This is a genomic window from Paenibacillus algorifonticola, assembly GCF_000971975.1.
Classification (GTDB): domain Bacteria; phylum Bacillota; class Bacilli; order Paenibacillales; family Paenibacillaceae; genus Pristimantibacillus; species Pristimantibacillus algorifonticola.
Window position 1 is genome coordinate 112,282 of sequence record NZ_LAQO01000022.1, and the last position, 18,853, is coordinate 131,134.

Genomic DNA, 18,853 nt, shown 5'->3' on the forward strand with positions numbered 1-18,853 from the left:
TGTAGCAAAAAGGCGGTGTAAGCTTTGAAAAAATGGCTGATTTTGTCGCTCCTACTATTGTGGCTGCTCCCATCACAGGTGTCTGCGCTATCTTGCGCACAAATGAGAACACCAGCTGAGGCTTTTGATTGGTATGACGGTATCGTTATTGCTAAAGTAAATGAACGTTACAAAACGATCTTTGCCAATGACAATAAGCTTGTACTGACCGTGAGCACAAGCTATAAGGGAATTGAAGCACGCACACTGTCCGTATCAGAAGACCCGACCTGGGGAGCTTTAAATGGGCCGAGCGAAGAGGGCGTGGAGTATCTCTTTTTTCTGAAAGAGAAGGACGGGAAGTGGGAGCATCCGCTATGCGCGCCTTCCATGACAACGCCAGTCAGCAAGGAAATGGCGGCTTTTTTGAAGGACAAGGAATTGGATCTGAAAGCTCAAGAATCGGTAGCTAAGCAGCAAACGACGCCTGTATCCGAGGGGACACCGCACAATAATAGTGAACAATCAGATAGCGGAGTTCTAGGCAGCTGGCTTATCGTCGCGCTGGCCCTGCTGGTGCTTGTCATAGCGGTAGGAGTGGTCGATTATCGTCGATACGGCAGGCGGAACAAGTAATTACTCGCGATGTGCGATACCGCTATAATGAAGGAGGAAGCCTGAGCAATCAGGCTTTTTCTGTTTTTTTTGATTTCATTTCTCGTATGAAGACGAGGGTAGGCGCAAAAGTTGTCAAAGCAACTACAGTTGCTTTATCATAAAAAGGACATCTACAACAGATCTATAACATGCCAAGGACAAGAAAGGAGCCGAATGATGGCTGTTCAAATCGGACTTACAGGCTGGGGCGACCATGATACGCTGTACATTCCCGGTACAAAGGCGAAGGACAGGCTGGGCCAATATGCAAAATATTTTCCCGTCGTCGAAGTAGACAGCTCCTTCTATGCAATTCAATCCCGGGAAAGGTTCGCCAAATGGATGGCGGAAACGCCGAGCTCGCTCCATTTTATGATAAAAGCGTATCAAGGCATGACAGGGCATCAGCGCGGTGAAGCGGCAGCTGCTGCGGCATTAAATGATACGGGACAAATGTTCGCTGCTTTCCGCGAATCTATTGAGCCGGTTATTGAGGCTGGGCGGCTGACCGCCGTGCTTTTCCAGTACCCGCCATGGTTTGATTGCACGCAGGATAATGTCCGGCTGCTTCGCGAGACGAAGCTCAGAATGGGCAGCATTCGCTGCGCGCTGGAGTTCCGCCATCAGAGCTGGTTTATGCCGGAGTTTCGCGTCAAGACGCTGGCGTTCATGGAGCGCGAGGGCTGGATACACAGCGTATGCGATGAGCCGCAGGCAGGCGTTGGCTCGGTGCCAACTGTGCTGCATGCGACCGATCAGGAGCTCACGCTCGTTAGGCTGCATGGCCGAAATGTATCGGGCTGGAATCAGGGCGGAGCGCCGAATTGGCGTGAGGTTCGTTATTTATACCGCTACAACAGCGCTGAGCTGCGCGAATGGGCAGACCATATTAAGGAGCTGCAGCAGCAGAGCAAGCATATTTGCATTATTTTTAACAATAACTCCGGCGGGGACGCGGCTGATAATGCCAAAGAACTGATGGACCTGCTTGGACTGAACTGTCCGGATGGGGAAGGACCTTATTTTGTTCGCAATGAGCCAGAGCCGCCAGCGGTGGAGCAGTTGGAGTTATTTTAGAGTGGGAGGACAGGTTTATGCCCTATCAGGGACTTGAGCAGTCGATTGGTTTTACAATGGGAATGACATATCGCAAGCTCACTAATTTTTTTCAACAACGTTTGAGAGAATATGCGATTACGCCAGAGCAGTGGTCGGTACTCTATCAAATTAGCAAGTCGGATGGCTTGATTCAGAAGGAGATTGCTTTGCGGACAAGCAAGGAAAATCCAACCGTTACCCGCATCATCGACCATTTGGAGAAGGAGCAGCTGATTCACAAGCGGCCTGGCGTTCAGGATCGCCGCAGCTTTGTTGTTTATATTACGGACAAAGGTCGGCAGCTTATTAATGAAACAACCGCTATTAATGAGTCGGTAAACGATGAAGTAAAGAAGGTCATTTCCGCAGAGGAATATGAGCTGATGATTTCGCTGCTGCTGAGAATTAATAACCATATGCAAGCCTCAATCGAGAAAAGTTAACTGATTCGGGAGCTGCTATGTTTTCGAGGGCACACAAGGTTTCTTGGCATCTGTTGAAATATCCTCTTAACAATCCAACATTTCCCACCGATATAATTAAAAGATTAGTGCGATGTCATTTAAGACGGGCTGCGCCGTGTACATATAAAAGATCGATATACTTGCGCGCGTGGGAAAACGGTTGGAGGAGGGAATGCTTTGAGCGGTACAGGCCAGAACAGCAAAGATGCCGAGGGGGCAGCTTTCCAATGGATCAGGCTAACAGGGGGTGGGCGGGAAGAGTCGTGCAGAGGACGAGAGCGGAAGGATACCCAGAAGGCACGGGCACTCCGGCATTTTTATAAAAATTGCTTCATACCTGCTCTTGAGCAAACCGTATTTCAGGAAAATCGTTATTACCACATACATCAAGAACAGCTGATCGAGCTGTTTTTGTCATCTTTTCGCCAGCTATGCAATCGGCTTTATGCCAGGCAGCAGGAGCAGCAGATCGGACCAATTAGCATCATTGAATATAGCTTGCAGGCATCATCCACAGCAGACGAATTATTTGCCTACCGGGTAGAGGCTTATGGCGAGCAGGGGTACGAAGATTCGGAGCCTTATTTTGAAAATTATAATGCCGCTTGGCTTTATCAGTTCGTCCCGGAGCTGATAATGAATTTAAACGAGCAGCGCAAAGCTTATGGGGGAAAAATATTGGGCGGCGATATTGAGGACATGATGCGGGGAGAGCTGATCTTGTTCCACCAATTTACGGTCGGGCTTATCCGCAGCGCCATTCCAAGGGCAATCAGCGAGCCGCAATATGCAGCGCTTGCCAAATCAGAATCGTTCAACATTCGGCTGGGCCAAGAAGGAAAACAACGCAAAACGATATATATAAAGCATGAGGCTATTGATTTTGACCAATGATGAGCTGAAGACAAGGTAAGAAGAAGGAGCTGGCGATGAACCGAGAACAGTTGTTAGCATTATTCACGAAGGAGCAGCGAATTGATATAGCCTTTCCGGGCTACCGTCGCGAGACGGACGGCGGAGTCATCCGGCAAATCGCGCTCGAAAATGATAGCGAAGGCGGCTTCATTCTTTATACGGAGTTGAACGAAGATAACGTTGATGAAGCCATTGCAGCGCAGTTGGCCTATTTCCGCGAGCTAGGGCAGTCGTTTGAGTGGAAGGTTTACAGCGATGACAAGCCTCGCAATCTCAAAGAGCGGTTGCTGGCTCATGGCTTCGATATCGGCGAAGAAGAGGCAATGATGGTTATTCAGCTTGCGGAAGGACATGAGCTGCTGCAGTGTGAAATTTCACCAGCCATCCGCCCTGTCACGGATGCGGCAGGCATTGATGCATTGGTAGTGCTGGAAGAAGCGGTGTGGGGAGTTTCGCATATCGAGCATGGCGAGCGATTAAAGCAGGATTTGCAGGATGAGCAAATTGGGCTGCGCATTTATGCCGCTTATGCCGGAGACAAAATGGTCAGCGCCGCCTGGATGTATTTGCACGAGGGAACGTCCTTCGCAAGCATTTGGGGCGGATCAACGCTTGCGGAATACCGTGGCAAAGGGTATTATACAGCGCTGCTGGCTGTCCGTGCGCAGGCTGCCTGGCAGGCGGGCTTTCGTTTGATGACGGTAGATGCAAGTCCAATGAGCCGTCCGATTTTGGCGAAAAGAGGCTTTGAGCTGCTCGCCTATACGTGGCCGTGCATGTCGCCTGCGCATAATATTTAATCTGGGTTGTTACTTGTAATAATGATACAATGGACAAAGCTATAGCGAATAATGGGAAGATGCGGGAGGACGAAATGACGACTTTATTGCTGCTCGGCAGTATCAATATGTTTTTATCGGTTATGCTCGGCGCATTCGGCGCGCATGCTTTGAAGAAGAAGCTTTCCGCTGACATGCTGGCTATTTTTCAGACGGGGGTGCAATACCAGATTGCCCATGCGCTGGGCTTGCTGCTTGCCGGTATTTTAGCAGGCGGCCTATTGACGAGCGGGCTCGTCGTAACCGCAGGCTGGTTTCTATTTGCTGGTATTATTTTATTCAGCGGCAGCCTTTACGCACTTAGCTTGAGCGGTGTGAAGAAGCTGGGCGCTATTACTCCGCTGGGCGGACTGTGTTTTTTGATCGGCTGGGCCATCCTGACGGTTGCGATTATTCAAGGCTAGCTGCATAGCCGCAGAGAACGAGAGAGCTTGCCACAGGCAGGCTCTTTGGTCATTTTGCTGAAGGGTTGGGGGGAAGTTCGTTTATGTTTACGGGATGGCGCCTTTCGGTGCTGGGACTAGTCATTGTGGGGACGACAGCTGTCGTGGCACCACTGTTCAAACTAATGGAGTTCGGCAAAACGATTCCATTGTTCATTTTATTTGCATTGTTTATCGGCTGTATGGAGCTGATGGAATGGATCAAACGGCGCAATCGAAGACGCTAATCATTGCAAGGTGTAACAGAGCCTTACAAATAACAAACGACCGCTTATTAAGAGAAAGGGGAATTCAGCAAATGCCGCAAATTGACACGCCATCTGTCCTGCTGCTTTTTTTCGCACTGCTGGGCATATTGAGCAAAAACAACTCCATCACCATCGCTGCCGTATTTCTGCTGCTTCTCCGGGTAACGAATGTACATCAGGCTTTCCCATGGATCGAGAAGCACGGGCTGACTTTGGGCATCATCATATTGACGATTGGCATTCTCGCGCCGCTGGCGAGCGGGACGATCAGTATGAAATCGATCTATGAATCGTTTCTCCATTGGAAGTCGCTAGCGGCCATCGTCGTCGGCGTGATGGTTGCTTATTTGGGCGGACGCGGTTTTCATCTGATGTCCAGCCAGCCGACGATCGTAACCGGGCTGATTATCGGCACCATTATCGGAGTTGCTTTTTTTAAAGGCGTTCCGGTCGGTCCGCTTATTGCGGCGGGACTGCTGTCGCTGCTGATTAGCAAGTGAGGGTGAGCCATTCTTCTTGCAGAATGGCGTAATAATATTCGTCCCACCAATCGTGGGCGCCATTAGGAATACATTTTTTGAAAAAGCCTTCCCGGCGCATGCCGATTTTCTCCATCACACGGTAGGAGGGAGCTTTGTGAAATTACAATAAGCACGCCAGCCCCGCCTGAGAAAGGTGTAAGCTGGCGTGCTTTTTTAGTGCGCTCCCAAGGGAGTGCGGAAGGGAAGCCGTCGTTACCTTTGCAGCTCCTGCTCTTGCTCCTGCTCCTGCTCCTGATCCAAAGCTTGCGGTGGCGGATTGCCAATTCGCCATTGTACGCCTTGCGCTGCTCCGTGGCCGTAGCCGCCGTAGCCGCTTGCGCCAGCTTGGGCATTGACGCACGCTGGTCCGATAATAGTCGTATTTTGAATCGGCGACAGCACATGTGCGAGCTGCCTTGCATCGACGCAATAGGCGAGCTGGAATACTTCCTTTGGCGTAATGCGGAGCACATCTGAGCCGAATACCGTTTGTGGGCAGCGGTCGTCAAAAATCGTAATAAAGTGTGTATGCTCACTACACGCAATAATCCAGTGCCACCAGCCCATTGGAATGTATACCGCCTGATGGTCGCACAACCGGTAAGTAAGCAGCTGCTTCGTAAAAGGATTCAAAATCGAAACGACAATTTCGCCGTGTGTGACGAATACAAGCTCCGTCGTATTGGGATGCCAATGCGGCTCAACGATATGATTTTTGGTCATATGCGCATCGAAAAACGACGTGCTTTTTAGCACAGGCAATTCGTGTGCAGTTAATTGGTTTAAGTAGTTGCAGGAGTCTTTATGAAATAAGGGGGCGCAATTGACATCGTAAAACAAATTTAATGCGGGTGATGCGAGGTCTACATATTCTGTACTCATGATCGGCCTGCCTTTCTGAAATCCCAGTTTTTCCAGCAGTGTATGCAGCTGCCCAGACGGAGGTGAAGAGCTGGCGCGGAAGTCAGTTCAATCGGTGTCTCACGAAATCAGAATATAGTCCATTAGAACAAGTGTATCGTGAATTGGCTCTCCCGCTCCCAGGCGCTAAAGTTAAAGCATCAAAGCAAGGGAGGAATCACGTTGGAGCAGCAAGTGAAGATTTGGGAAGAGACGGTTTCCATACCGACATACGGCATAGGCAAACCAGAGCGAAATCCGATGTTTTTAGAAAAAAGGGTGTATCAAGGCAGCTCGGGTCGGGTTTATCCGCATCCCGTTATTGATAAAATCGAAAATGAAAAACAACCTCAGCCTTACAAGCTCATCATTCTCGAAAATGAATATGTACGCATCGAAATCATGCCAGAGCTGGGCGGGCGCATTTATCGGGCGCTGGATAAAACGAATGACTATGATTTCGTTTATTACAACAAGGTCATCAAGCCTGCGCTGGTTGGGCTTGCGGGACCGTGGATTTCCGGTGGCATTGAGTTCAACTGGCCGCAGCATCATCGTCCAAACACCTATGGACCTGTAGAATATCGTCTGGCTGAAAATAAAGACGGCAGCAGGGCGGTGTGGGTCAGCGAAATTGACCGCATGTATGGAACGAAGGTAACGGCAGGCTTCACGCTGTATCCCGGCAAGGCTTATTTGGAAATTTCCGCACAGCTGTACAACCGTACGCCGCAGCCGCAAACTTTTTTATGGTGGGCGAATCCGGCGGTTGCGGTTAATGAGCATACGCAGTCGGTATTTCCCCCTGACGTGACAGCGGTGTTCGACCATGGCAAGCGGGACGTAAGCCGTTTTCCAATTGCTACAGGCACGTATTATAAAATGGATTATTCCGCTGGCGTTGATATTTCCCGCTATCGCAACATTCCCGTGCCAACCTCTTATATGGCTTACAAATCCGATTATAATTTTGTAGGGGGCTATGACCACGGGGTGCAGGCGGGGCTGCTGCATGTGGCGAACCATCATATTTCCCCCGGCAAAAAGCAGTGGACTTGGGGAAATGGCGAGTTTGGGATTGCCTGGGATCGCAATCTGACCGATGAGGACGGACCGTATATTGAGCTGATGACGGGCGTGTATACGGACAATCAGCCGGATTTCACCTGGCTCCAGCCGTATGAGGAGAAGTCCTTCAAGCAATATTTTATGCCCTACAAAAATGTTGGAGTCGTCAAAAATGCGTCCATCGACGCCGCTGTTAATTTGGAGATCGATGAGCAGGCGCGGGAAGCTGTCGCTTACGTTTATGCGACAGCTGTGTTCGAGGATGCCCAGATCGAACTGCGCGGGCGGGGGCGCAGCTATATTCAGGAGAAGGTGAAGCTGTCACCGACTGACACATTCAAGTCTATCGTCACTTTGGATGAAGAGGATCAGGCTTTTGACTTGAAGCTGTTGGTCCGTGATTCGGCAGGGAAGCTATTGATTTCTTACCAGCCAGCCAAGCCTTCGCTTGAGCAAATACCTGACGCGGCGAAGCCGCTTGAAGCGCCAGCTGCGCTCAAGACGAATGAGCAGCTGTATTTGGCCGGGCTCCATTTGGAGCAATATCGCCATGCAACCTTTGAGCCGGAGGCGTATTATTTGGAAGGGTTAAAGCGCGACGCTGGCGACAGCCGCATTAATGTCGCTTATGGCACGCTGCTGCTGCGGCGGGGAAAATTCCAGCAGGCGGAAGGATATTTCCGCACCGCCATTAAGTCGCTGACGTGGCGCAACCCGAATCCGTATGACAGCGAGGCGCTTTATCAGCTTGGTGTTGCCTTGAAGCATCAGGGGAAGCTCGAAGAAGCGTTCACCGCTTTCTACAAGGCAACTTGGTCAGCGGCTTGGCAGGATGCCAGCTACTTCTCGCTGGCTCAGATCGCTTGCGCGGAAGGCGCGTTTGCGGATGCGCTGGAGCTGGTGGAGCGTTCCATCGCGCGGAACGCCCGCAATTATAAAGCGCGCCATTTGAAGGCGGCGCTGCTGCGCAAGCAGGGACGCAGCGATGAGGCGATAGCCTTCGCGGCGGAGACGCTCGGGCTCGATGTGGCCGATTTCGGATCGGCCAACGAGCGCTGCTTGGCGCTGGCTGCTGGGGGGCAGCAGCAGCTGGCGGATCAAGCGCATGCCGAGCTGATGCGGCTTATGCGCGGCGATGCGCACAATTATTTGAACTTAGCTGCCGACTATATCGGCAGCGGGCTGCATGAGGAAGCGATTGCGGTGCTTGCGTGCATCGTGACTTCACTAGAAGGCGCAGCGGCAGCGATCTATCCGATGCTGCCTTATACGCTTGCATATGCATATGAAGAGTCAGGCAATATGGAAGCCGCTGCTGCTTCGCGCCAAGCCGCGGAATCGGCTGCTCCACATTATTGCTTCCCGAACAGCTTGTTTGAGCTGCTGGTGTTGGAGCAAGCGATTGCGGCCAATCCACAGGATGCGAAAGCGCATTATTATTTGGGCAATTTACTGTATGACAAGAAACGGCATAGCGATGCGATTGCCCATTGGGAAGCGTCGCGCGCAGCAGAGCCGAATTTTGCCACCGTACATCGCAACTTAGCGCTTGCCTACTACAATAAACGCGGCGACGAGGCAGCGGCGCTTGAAGCGCTGGAGCAGGCTTTCGCACTCGATCAGGCCGACGCCCGCGTCTTCTATGAGCTGGATCAGCTGTATAAAAAGCTAGGGCATCCCGCTGAGCAGCGGCTTGTCAAGCTAGAACAGCAGCTGACACTTGTTGAGCTCCGCGACGACCTATACATCGAATATGTCACGCTGCTGAATGCGGCCCAGCAGCATGAGCAAGCGGCAGCGGCGCTAGCTACCCGCCAGTTCCATCCTTGGGAGGGCGGAGAAGGCAAGGTGACGGGGCAGCATGTGTTCACGCATGTGGAGCTTGCCAAACAGGCGCTGCAGCAGGGCGAAGCTTCACATGCCGTTCAACTGCTCAACACGGCGCTCGTCTATCCGGAGCATTATGGCGAAGGCAAGCTGCATGGCGCACAGGAAAACAATATTTATTATTATTTAGGCTGTGCGTATGAAGCGCTGAATGAGCCGCACAGAGCGGAAGAATGCTTTAAGCAGGCTTCCCAAGGGCTGGAGGAGCCCGCAAGCGCGCTGTATTACAATGACCAGCCGCCGGATATGATTTTTTATCAAGGGTTATCGTGGTTGAAGCTGGGTAACGAGCCAGAGGCAAAACGCCGCTTCCATAAGCTGCTCGATTATGCGGAAAAGCATATTTTCGACCGGGTCGAATTTGATTATTTTGCCGTATCGCTGCCGGATTTCCTTGTGTTCGAGGATGATCTTAGCAAACGCAACGAGATTCATTGCCGTTATATGATGGGGCTTGGTCTTCTCGGGCTGGGGGAGCGTGAACAGGCAGCGGAGCAGTTTGGCGCCGCCCTGCAATTGGACGGCAATCACAGCGGAGCGCGCATTCATAGCTTACTGGCGTTATCCAATTAATCAGTGTCTATTAGTCAAAGCATGAAGCAGTTGTCAGATACGAGAGCTCAAGACGATATGGAGAAGAAGTCGTATAAAAAGTTGAGCCGCTGTCCAAATAATGGACAGCGGTTTTTTTGCCTTCCACTTAACCGTTTCTATTGATGTAGTAAGCATTATGGGAGTTGATAGAATTCTTTATTTTTCCATAAATATAAAAATGTATAAATTTTAAAGTTTATCTAAAAAATAGAACTTTAAAAACGCTTTATGATTGTAAATGTTTCTATCCACCTATGGAGACTGAAATCAAGGAGAGTGCACCTGTGTCAGACCTGAACGTAAAGGAATTAAATCGCAAGCTTGAGGATTTGTTTGTAAACCCCCTTCATGCTGAAATTGAACTTGGAAATTTAGAATCGGAACCTTTTTCTCTAGAAGACGTGTAGAAGCCTTTAGTCAGTATGATGGGCCAGTTGATCCGTATGATCCGAGCATTCTTTCGAGTGGGAATAGAAAACTTGGATCAGAAGATATTAGCAAGCTGGAAAATGGCCGCAGGGACATAAGGGACAAATTCGATCTTTATCTCAAAAATCCGAAAAAAGCGGTAGACCTGCTTGGTAATGATACGGAATGGAGAGAGTCGAATGAGCCGGAAAATTTGAATGATTCCCAACGAGAAAATAATTTTCACGGATCAGGCCATAGGGCTGTTGTGAATTTGTCTGTTGCAGCCTCATCTGTAGAGGATGAAATAATGGGAGATCCGGCAACCGCCTGCCGTCACCCGTTCTTTTGGCGCTGGCACAAGGAAGTTGATAATCTTTATGACGAATTTCTTCAGCGAATGCCGGTTAATGCTTTCGGAGGCGGACCCGAGATAAGAATAAATAAAATTATTTTGTGCAGGGAAGATGGTCTGTCATCAGTAGGAGACTTGCAGCAGATTGGAAAAGAGGCTTTCGCCGATTGGGAAGCAGCTTTCCAGGATGGACCGTTTGAAGGTGGAGGAGCCACCATTACAACTACGGATGAGCTTCAAACGGTTTACAAATGTATGATCAAATTAAATATTTGACACATAAGGGTTTTGCTTATTTTTTACGTGTAGAAAACGTATCCTCGCGTGATATCGAATCGACAGTCCGTATTTTTATTGCGCCTGAGCAAAATCAAGAGGACTACCGCTCATGGATTGAAATAGATAAGTTTGTCGCCAAGCCTTCCCCTGGTAAAAATGTCATTTATCAGAATTCTAAAGAGTCTTCTGTTATTCAAAAACCAGCAGCATTAGAGCCTAACCCTGAAAGAACACAAGGAGAAAGCGGCTGTCAGTGTGGTTGGCCTTATACGCTGCTGCTGCCCCGCGGCAATGAGGAGGGAATGCCGTATGTGATGATGGTTATGCTGACAGATTGGAATGAAGATAGGGTGAGGGAGAGCACATGCGGCTCAATCAGCTTCTGCGGTGTAACGAATCAAAATCAGCCGTATCCAGACAGCAGAGCGTTGGGCTATCCTTTTGACCGTCCAATTGCGGGAATTGCAAATACACTAATCACCAATCCCCATATGGCGACACGTGCCTTTAAAATCCGGCATTTGGGTACGGAGGGATAGAGTTGCGAGTCGATATCGTTCGATCAGACGATAATGCTGGGCTTGGAAGGCTGCGGGAGTGTTTAAAACGAGCTTTAGATAACCAAAGCAACTATCCACGTGGTCGGAATGGTTGGCAGGAGATCCGAGAATACCTTCGTATATCAAACGAAAAAAAGACCATGCGCTGTATATTAATGGTGTTCGGGTATTAAGCCTGAAGGCTGGTGCTGACATTCCTGGTGCTGCTGCATTCCTGTCCCAGAGGATCGTTGATTTATCGGCAATTCCGGAGCCCAAGGGCAGACGAAGGTGGTCTTATCGTTTCTTTACATCTGTCATACCGGGAATAGCGCTCATTGTGCTGCCCAAATGCGCGATTTGCGGCTCCGCTTATATGGGACTGTTTGAGATTATTGGTCTAGGTGTTGGGAGGGGGCTGGAACGTCCCTGGCTATTGCCGCTTATGGCTCTAATGATGATGGCAACAGTCGCTGCAACGGCATATCGTGCGCGTGAACGCAATGGATATGGCCCGGTTGCTCTGGCATTCGTTTCGTCCGCGTTGATGATTGCGGGCAAGTTTAACGATAGTCGTGCGGAGCTTTATTTTGGAGGGGGCGTACTGATCGGGGCTACAGCATGGAACGCCATTGCTTTGCATAAACTTTCAGCTTTCCAATATCAAATAAAACAAAGGTGGGTAAATCTATTTCATTTTCTAGTGAAGACTTTAAACTTGCTGCAACGCAAATCTACCCTGAAGTAATTTACTGAATCTGCTGGCTCTTAGCTTCCATTTGTCATACAATTGTTTCTGGTAATCTTATTTTCCAGAAGGAGTATATGATGAAACGATTGATTTGGCTAGGTTGTTTGTCTTATTTCATTATCGGGCTTGCCCATGTTGTGCTGGGCTCCGTATTGCCCGTTGCGCTCGAGCATTATGGCAAAGCGTACAGCGAGGGCGGCACGCTCATTTTCACGCAGTTCGGCGGATTTCTGGTCGGGGTGCTGCTCTCGCCGTGGCTGAATCGCCATTTGGGCAAAAGAGGCGGGCTGTTGCTGGCATTTGGCATGCTGTTTGCCGCTGAATTTATGTTTATGCTGCTGCCGCCTTGGGGCTGGCTGTATGCGATTGCCATCGTAGCCGGTTTTGGTTTTGGCATGATTGAAGCGGTGATCGGAACGATTATAATCGCAGCGGTCAAAAATCAAACGGCCGTCGCGATGAGCCGCCTGGAGGTGTTTTTCGGCGTTGGCGCTATGGTAATGCCGCTAATAGCAAGCGGCCTGATCTGGGCCAATTATTGGCAGCTGTCATTTTTGGTCGTTTCACTTTTTGCAATTTTGACTTTGATTATGTGGGCAAAAGGCTCCTTCGGCGAGCTGGATGCGGTGCTGCGCAAGTCAGTCGCATCCGCTGCGGAGGAACGGCAGAAGGCGAAGCGTGCAGGCAAGCCGCTTTATCAGGGCAAGGAATGGGTTATTTTCTCGTTGTTTATTGTATTTTTCTTCCTCTATGTAGGGACGGAGATGAGCCTCGCAAACTTTATGCCCGCCATTCTCATTGAGAAGCTGGGCATGAAGGAGGCGGGGGCGACGCTTAGTGTAACCTGCTTTTGGATTGCGATGGCATTCGGTCGTTTGTTCGCTGGAGTTATAGCCGAGAAAATTAAATATCGGCTGTATATTATGGCAAGCTGCGGGGCGACCGTGCTGCTGTTCATCGTATTTCCTTTTACGAACCAGGTATGGTCCGCCTTCGTTGTCATTTTGCTGCTGGGTCTGGCGATGTCTGGCGTATTTTCCATCGCGCTCGTTTTTTCGAGCAAGCTGCTGCCGGGTGCAGAGGAATCTACCCCGAGCTTTATGATTGCAGCTGGCGGCGTCGGTGGTGCCGTGCTGCCGCTTACGATGGGCTGGGGACTCGACCACTTGCAGGTTAACCAGTCGGCATGGCTGCTGACGGGCTTTTCCGCTGGCTTGATTGTTCTAAGTGTGATCGCCTTTCAGCTTGACCGCAGGCAAATGGTCATGAAAACGGGCGGACGCTCTTTGGGAAGGCCGAAACACGAGACGTAAAGCTTGCCGATGAAACGGTGATGAAGCTGTAAACCGCGATATTGCGTGGTTTACAGTTTTTTTGCTGTTTAGGGCTGTTAATGGATGTGAAGCGAGAGGAGGAGCGTTATATTTTGCCGAATTTATGATTATGCCGATTAGTGACCGATATAAGAGGTAAGGGGTGACCTATTATTTTAGAAAAAGAGAGGTGAAGGCGTGTCTATTGTTCCTGTCAATCCATCCTTTGAAGTAAAGCTGTCGCCGCTTGGCGATACGGCGATTATTGTGGAGCTGGGCAGCGTCATTGACCAGAAGACACATGAGCGTGTGCAAGCACTCAGCTCTTATTTGCGGCGTGAGCCTTTTCCCGGTTTCATTGAGCTTGTACCGGCGTTTGTAACGCTGACGATTTTTTATGATCCAATGAAGCTGCTGGCCCCAGTAGCCGAAAATAATTGGAATTCGCTAGCTGAAGCGGCTGCTTCGCCTTATGAGTGGGTATGCGAGCTGCTCATGGACATTGTCAGCAAGCTGGAAGGCGAGCAGGCTGCTGCTCCGCGGATCGTAACCCTTCCCGTCTGCTATGGCGGAGAGCTAGGGCCGGATCTTGCAGCGGTTGCAGCTCATAGCGGACTTTCGGAAAAAGAGGTCATCGCCTTGCATGCGGCGCAGCCTTATCTCGTACATATGGTCGGCTTTGCCCCCGGTTTTCCGTATTTGGGAGGTTTGCCTGAGCAAATCGCTACGCCTCGGCGGAGTACGCCCCGCTTGCGGATTGAGCCTGGCAGCGTAGGTATCGGCGGCAAGCAGACAGGGGTCTATCCTATCGTCTCCCCTGGCGGCTGGCAAATTATCGGGCGTACGCCACTGGTGTTGTTCCGTCCATCGCATGAGCAGCCGAGCTTATTGCAGGCGGGAGATCAGGTTTATTTTAAGCCCATCAGCTATGAGGCGTTTATCGCATGGGAGGAGCAGGCATAATGGGCATTCGAATAAAACATGCAGGCCTCCTCACGACCGTGCAGGATCGGGGACGGCTCGGATACAGGCAGCAGGGCATTATTGCAGGCGGGGGGATGGATGATTTTGCGCTTCGCGCGGCTAATTTGCTCGTTGGAAATGAGGCGGGAGCAGCGGTGCTGGAAGCTACGCTCATAGGCCCGAAGCTGATTTTTGAACAGGATGCGTTAATCGCTATATGTGGAGGCAACCTGTCGCCTACGGTGCATGGAATAGCTGTTCCATTATGGCGGCCAGTCTATATAAAAGCAGGAAATGAGCTTTCATTCGGAGCTTGCGTGGCGGGAGCCCGCGCTTATATAGCAGCTGCTGGAGGCGTGGATGTGCCGCTCGTTATGGGCAGCAGGAGCACGTACACGCGTGCGGCTATAGGCGGCTTTGAAGGCCGGGCTTTAAAAGCGGGCGATGTGGTGGCGATCGGAGAAGGAGCGTCGGAAACGTTGTTTTATTGGGAGCAGGAAGCTGGAGACAGGCAGGATGCCGCGCCATTTTTTGCAGCAAGCTGGTCTATTGGTTCAGAGGGACGTCCCTTTTATCGGAAAAACCCAGTCATTCGCTTCGTGCCCGGACGGCATTTTGATGCTTTTACCGAAGGGAGCAGGAAGCATTTTCTGCAGAGCGATTTTCGAATTTCGACGCAATTGGATCGGATGGGCTACCGGCTGGAAGGCCCGCGTCTTGGAACAGAAGCGGCGCTTGAGCCTATTTCTGAGGCGGTATCCATGGGTACCATTCAGGTGCCTGCTGGCGGCAGCCCGATTATCTTGATGGCGGACCATCAGACGATTGGCGGCTATCCGAAAATCGCCCAAGTTGCCACGGTAGATTTGCCGCTGCTTGCGCAAGCAAAGCCGGGAGAGACGATTAGATTTAAGCAAATTACACGGCAAAAATCGGAAGAGCTTTATATCAAGCATGAGCTTCAAATGCAGCGGCTCTCGATGTTTATTGTAATACGTTATAGAGAGGAGAGATAGGACGAATGACGCTGAGCATCGATTTAAATTGTGATTTGGGTGAGCATTATGGCGTGTATGAGCTGGGGCAGGATGCTGATTTGCTGCCGCTCATTACATCGGCCAATATTGCTTGCGGCTTTCATGCCGGCGATCCGGGAACGATGAGACGAACGGTGAAGCTGGCGCTGGAAAATGGCGTTGCCATCGGCGCCCATCCTGGGCTGCCGGACTTAATCGGTTTCGGACGGCGTGAGATGGCGATTTCGCCAGAGGAAGCATATGATCTGACCGTATATCAAATCAGCGCGCTGAATGGCTTCGTAAAGTCCGAAGGCGGCGTTATGCAGCATGTGAAGCCTCATGGCGCCTTGTATAACATGGCGGCAAGGCGCGCGGAACTGGCTGAAGCGATTGCTGAGGCGGTGTATAAGGTGAATCCGGAGCTTATCTTGTATGGCTTGTCGGGGAGCGAATTGATTCATGCGGGGAAAAAGCGGGGGCTGCGCACGGCGAGTGAGGTATTCGCAGATCGTACTTACCAGCAAGACGGCTCGCTGACACCGCGCAGTCACGTAGGTGCGCTAATAGAGGAGCCGAATGAAGCGCTGAAACAGCTCCTTCAGATGCTGAGAGAAGGAGCTGTTTGGTCGACGCAGGGAGTGAAAGTTCCGCTTGCTGCCGAAACGATATGTGTCCACGGAGATGGCGAGAAGGCGCTTTTGTTCGTCAAGCATATTCGTGAGCTGCTGGAGTCGGAAGGGATTATCCTTTGTGCGCCGGGCTCTAATCTGCCCACTTAATGAGCTTTTCTATTTATTTGCGTTTTTTTAAATTTTCCATAATTTTGCGACCTGTCGGCGTTTGGGCGAGACCGCCCTGCGCCGTTTCTCTATGTTTGCTTGGCATGGCGCTGCCGACCTCCAGCATGACGTTAATGACCTCATCGGATGGAATGATGCTGCGGACGCCAGCCAACGCCATATCTGCTGCCGCCAAAGCGGTAACAGCTCCAAAGCCGTTCCGGACGATACATGGAATTTCTACTAAGCCGCCAACCGGGTCGCAAATGAGTCCGAGCGAGTTTTTAAGGGCAAGCCCAACTGCGTGAACCGCTTGGTCTACCGTGCCGCCTCGCAGCTCAACCATAGCTCCCGCCGCCATGCCGATCGCGGAGCCGACCTCAGCTTGGCAGCCGCCTTCCGCTCCGGAAATAAAGGAATTATTCGCAATGACATAGCCAATCGCACCTGCGCAAAATAACCCTCTGACCATATGCTCGTCGCTCCAGCCAAAACGCTCCTGTGCGCTCACGAATACACCGGGAATAATGCCGCAAGAGCCTGCGGTCGGCGTTGCAATGATGCGGCCCATGGACGCGTTGACCTCGGAAACGGCGAGGGCATAGGCCATCGCTGTGCTTGCCGGCTCTCCGGAGGATGGCTCGTGGTTGGCGCTGAAGGCTTGAACACGCTGGGCATCGCCCCCGGTAAGCCCGCTCTTGGATTGCGTATTAGTAGTTAGTCCTTTATTCACGGCATCCTTCATAATTTGGTAGTAATCCGCCATTTGTCCGAAAATATGCTCCTCGGTTTGACCTGACTCTGCTATTTCTTCTTCAAGCATAATTTGCGATATAGTTTTGGCTTGCTGCTGACCCGCTGCGGCCAGCTCATGCAAAAAACGATATTTCATACGGCTCAGCTCCTTAAGGTGAGATCAATAATAGAGCTTTTAATCATATGGGGCAGTTGCTGGATTTTGAGCTGCGTAGCGGCTGTAATTTTCGTATCTGCTTCAATGACGGTCATCGCTTCGCCATTCCTCGCTTTACGATCCACATCCATGTAACCTATGTTGACGCCATCCTCGCTTAGCACATGCGTAATGCCGGAGAGCACGCCGGGAAAGTCCCCATGAAGAAGCACAAGCGTCGGAAACTCCCCTGTGCACTGGACATCAAAACCATTCATCTCATGAATCATAATATTGCCCCCGCCAATAGAGGCGCCGACAATTTCGGCATATCGCTCTCCTGCCCACAGCGCGACTCTAGCTGTATTCGGATGTGGAACATGTCCCACTCCCAGACTGAAGCTAATTTCCATGCCAGATGACCAGGCGTCTTCAAGCGAATGGCGAATTCGGGCATCATCAGTATCATAATCCAGCAAGCCAGCGGCTAGTGCGAGATCGGTGCCATGTCCTTGGTAGGTTTCGGCAAAAGATCCGTACAGCTTAATAGCGGCTTTGTTCGGAATCGTACCAAGCAGTTGTCTCGCTACGCGGCCAATACGGACGGCTCCTGCTGTATGCGAGCTGGAGGGGCCGACCATGGGAGGCCCGATAATCGAAAATACATTTTTAAATCGCATAGCTTTACCACCGTTCTGTTCAGGTTATCACTGCTACTTAGAGTAACTTAACACTACATTTTATGTCAATATATATAACTCAAAGGTCATTATTCAAGTTTTATTTGTTATGAAAAATAACATGAAGACCGCGATGATTCGACGAGTCCTCTGGCGCTGCGGGAAGTCACTGTGCTGCTGACATCTTATAAAGCTTATTCATTTGCCAGCTCGCATATATCTACCGTGTTTCTGATGTGAAAAGAAAATAAAGTTGTAGACGTGGAAAAACCTGCAAGGCTTTTTGTTGTAAATACAACAAAAATAGAGTACTATTTTTTTACCGCGTTTGAAAAATACAATATTAGTGGAGTTGCAATTATGAAGGAGATTCTACGTGAGGTTGGAATGATTGCTAGGGCATTGGATTCTGTAAGTAAGTAATATTGAAAAGAATAAGGATTAATATAACCAAAAAATAAAAAAACTATTTCCTACAGAGAAAGGAAAGACAGTTTACCCTTTTATAAAAAGGGAAGCACGAGAAATTATTGATTTAGTAAAAGGAGGAAAAATAAAATGACTATAAATATAAAAAAGTGCACATTTGAAGATCTTAGGTTACTTCAAGAAATTAGTGTTGAAACATTTAATGAGACATTTAAGAATCAAAATTCACCTGAAAATATGAAAGCCTACTTGGAAAAAGCCTTTAATTTAAAACAATTAGAGAAAGAATTATCTAATATCTCTTCGGAATTCTATTTTATTTATTCTAATGAGGAAATTGCCGGGTATTTAAAGCTAAACACCAATGATGCTCAAACTGAAATAATGGGCAACGATTCGCTTGAAATCGAGAGGATTTATATAAGGAAAAAACTTCATAAACAGGGGCTTGGTAAATATCTAATAAATAAAGCTATAAAAATAGCGATAGAACGGAATAAAGAAAAGATCTGGCTAGGGGTTTGGGAAAAAAATGAGAGCGCAATTACCTTCTATAAAAAAATCGACTTTGTTCAAACAGGAGCCCATTCTTTCTATATGGGTGATGAAGAACAAATAGATTTTATAATGACCAAAACACTCATATAACATTGGTCCGAGATGATATTCAACTTACGGATAAGTTATTCGATCGCTAGATTAGCTTGTCGCAATCGATTGGTTTTAAGTCGGTTTTGCCGGAAGATTTCCCGAGCATAAATAAATGCCTTTCCAATTAAACGGAAATCCTATTATAATTTCAATAAGAATAGGACGGTAACATCATTATGCTT

The 18,853-nt window shown here is 49.6% G+C and carries 20 protein-coding genes and 2 pseudogenes; 18 read left to right on the forward strand and 4 right to left on the reverse strand.

Going from position 1 to position 18,853, the window contains the following annotated elements; all coding sequences use genetic code 11:
* Window positions 1-24: 24 nt before the first annotated feature.
* From WH37_RS24230 to WH37_RS24265, 8 genes are all read left to right on the forward strand, one after another.
* A complete protein-coding gene (locus WH37_RS24230) occupies window positions 25-615 on the forward strand; it encodes a hypothetical protein (protein ID WP_046233203.1) in 591 nt (196 codons plus the stop codon).
* A gap of 195 nt (window positions 616-810) precedes the next feature.
* Window positions 811-1,713, forward strand: a complete 903-nt coding sequence (locus WH37_RS24235) for a DUF72 domain-containing protein (RefSeq protein WP_046233204.1) — start codon at window positions 811-813, stop codon at window positions 1,711-1,713.
* 17 nt (window positions 1,714-1,730) lie between these two features.
* Window positions 1,731-2,177, forward strand: a complete 447-nt coding sequence (locus WH37_RS24240; protein ID WP_046233205.1) for a MarR family winged helix-turn-helix transcriptional regulator — start codon at window positions 1,731-1,733, stop codon at window positions 2,175-2,177.
* Window positions 2,178-2,375: 198 nt separating this feature from the next.
* Entirely contained in the window at window positions 2,376-3,092 is a 717-nt protein-coding gene (locus WH37_RS24245) for a hypothetical protein (protein ID WP_046233206.1), read from the forward strand.
* 35 nt (window positions 3,093-3,127) lie between these two features.
* Window positions 3,128-3,913 carry a GNAT family protein gene (locus tag WH37_RS24250; protein ID WP_046233207.1) on the forward strand — a complete coding sequence of 262 codons (786 nt, stop codon included), beginning with the start codon at window positions 3,128-3,130 and terminating at the stop codon, window positions 3,911-3,913.
* Window positions 3,914-3,987: 74 nt separating this feature from the next.
* Window positions 3,988-4,356 carry a DUF423 domain-containing protein gene (locus tag WH37_RS24255; protein WP_046233208.1) on the forward strand — a complete coding sequence of 123 codons (369 nt, stop codon included), beginning with the start codon at window positions 3,988-3,990 and terminating at the stop codon, window positions 4,354-4,356.
* A gap of 83 nt (window positions 4,357-4,439) precedes the next feature.
* Window positions 4,440-4,622 carry a hypothetical protein gene (locus WH37_RS24260; protein ID WP_046233209.1) on the forward strand — a complete coding sequence of 61 codons (183 nt, stop codon included), beginning with the start codon at window positions 4,440-4,442 and terminating at the stop codon, window positions 4,620-4,622.
* Window positions 4,623-4,693: 71 nt separating this feature from the next.
* Complete coding sequence (locus WH37_RS24265) at window positions 4,694-5,143, forward strand: DUF441 domain-containing protein (RefSeq protein WP_046233210.1); 450 nt, start codon at window positions 4,694-4,696, stop codon at window positions 5,141-5,143.
* On the opposite strand, the pseudogene WH37_RS36080 reads toward WH37_RS24265, so the two are convergent.
* Together WH37_RS36080 and WH37_RS24270 are read right to left on the reverse strand one after the other, a co-directional pair.
* Window positions 5,133-5,273: pseudogene (locus WH37_RS36080) on the reverse strand (hypothetical protein); the annotation flags it as partial. The gene WH37_RS24265 and the pseudogene WH37_RS36080 sit on opposite strands and share 11 nt — an antisense overlap.
* Window positions 5,274-5,377: 104 nt before the next feature.
* Window positions 5,378-6,046 carry a cupin domain-containing protein gene (locus WH37_RS24270; RefSeq protein ID WP_052737182.1) on the reverse strand — a complete coding sequence of 223 codons (669 nt, stop codon included), beginning with the start codon at window positions 6,044-6,046 and terminating at the stop codon, window positions 5,378-5,380.
* A 201-nt stretch (window positions 6,047-6,247) separates the two neighbouring features.
* On the opposite strand from WH37_RS24270, the gene WH37_RS24275 reads away from it, so the two are divergent.
* From WH37_RS24275 to WH37_RS24310, 8 genes are all read left to right on the forward strand, one after another.
* Window positions 6,248-9,592, forward strand: coding sequence for a DUF5107 domain-containing protein (locus WH37_RS24275; RefSeq protein WP_231594347.1), 3,345 nt, complete (start codon window positions 6,248-6,250; stop codon window positions 9,590-9,592).
* Window positions 9,593-10,115: 523 nt separating this feature from the next.
* Window positions 10,116-10,652, forward strand: coding sequence for a tyrosinase family protein (locus tag WH37_RS34945; protein WP_331458075.1), 537 nt, complete (start codon window positions 10,116-10,118; stop codon window positions 10,650-10,652).
* Window positions 10,628-11,194: a hypothetical protein gene (locus tag WH37_RS24285; RefSeq protein WP_074904631.1), complete on the forward strand. Its 567-nt coding sequence runs from the start codon at window positions 10,628-10,630 to the stop codon at window positions 11,192-11,194. Before WH37_RS34945 ends, WH37_RS24285 begins: the two co-directional genes overlap by 25 nt.
* Window positions 11,195-11,306: 112 nt before the next feature.
* Window positions 11,307-11,942, forward strand: coding sequence for a hypothetical protein (locus tag WH37_RS24290; protein WP_046233213.1), 636 nt, complete (start codon window positions 11,307-11,309; stop codon window positions 11,940-11,942).
* A gap of 80 nt (window positions 11,943-12,022) precedes the next feature.
* Complete coding sequence (locus WH37_RS24295) at window positions 12,023-13,258, forward strand: MFS transporter (protein WP_046233214.1); 1,236 nt, start codon at window positions 12,023-12,025, stop codon at window positions 13,256-13,258.
* Between the two features lie 198 nt (window positions 13,259-13,456).
* A complete protein-coding gene (gene pxpB / locus WH37_RS24300) occupies window positions 13,457-14,221 on the forward strand; it encodes a 5-oxoprolinase subunit PxpB (protein WP_082110982.1) in 765 nt (254 codons plus the stop codon).
* Entirely contained in the window at window positions 14,221-15,237 is a 1,017-nt protein-coding gene (locus tag WH37_RS24305) for a 5-oxoprolinase subunit C family protein (protein WP_046233215.1), read from the forward strand. Before pxpB ends, WH37_RS24305 begins: the two co-directional genes overlap by 1 nt.
* Window positions 15,238-15,242: 5 nt before the next feature.
* Window positions 15,243-16,019 carry a LamB/YcsF family protein gene (locus WH37_RS24310; RefSeq protein ID WP_046233216.1) on the forward strand — a complete coding sequence of 259 codons (777 nt, stop codon included), beginning with the start codon at window positions 15,243-15,245 and terminating at the stop codon, window positions 16,017-16,019.
* A gap of 13 nt (window positions 16,020-16,032) precedes the next feature.
* Here WH37_RS24310 and sdaAA read toward each other — a convergent pair whose 3' ends face one another.
* Together sdaAA and sdaAB are read right to left on the reverse strand one after the other, a co-directional pair.
* A complete protein-coding gene (sdaAA, locus tag WH37_RS24315) occupies window positions 16,033-16,911 on the reverse strand; it encodes an L-serine ammonia-lyase, iron-sulfur-dependent, subunit alpha (protein ID WP_046233217.1) in 879 nt (292 codons plus the stop codon).
* Between the two features lie 5 nt (window positions 16,912-16,916).
* Window positions 16,917-17,591 (reverse strand): L-serine ammonia-lyase, iron-sulfur-dependent subunit beta, encoded by a 675-nt coding sequence (sdaAB, locus tag WH37_RS24320; RefSeq protein WP_046233218.1) that lies wholly within the window; start codon window positions 17,589-17,591, stop codon window positions 16,917-16,919.
* A 360-nt stretch (window positions 17,592-17,951) separates the two neighbouring features.
* Here sdaAB and WH37_RS34950 point away from each other — a divergent pair.
* Window positions 17,952-18,108, forward strand: a pseudogene (locus WH37_RS34950) (MarR family transcriptional regulator); the annotation flags it as partial.
* A 41-nt stretch (window positions 18,109-18,149) separates the two neighbouring features.
* Window positions 18,150-18,668, forward strand: coding sequence for a spermidine/spermine N(1)-acetyltransferase (locus tag WH37_RS24325; protein ID WP_046233219.1), 519 nt, complete (start codon window positions 18,150-18,152; stop codon window positions 18,666-18,668).
* The last annotated feature ends 185 nt before the right edge of the window (window positions 18,669-18,853 follow it).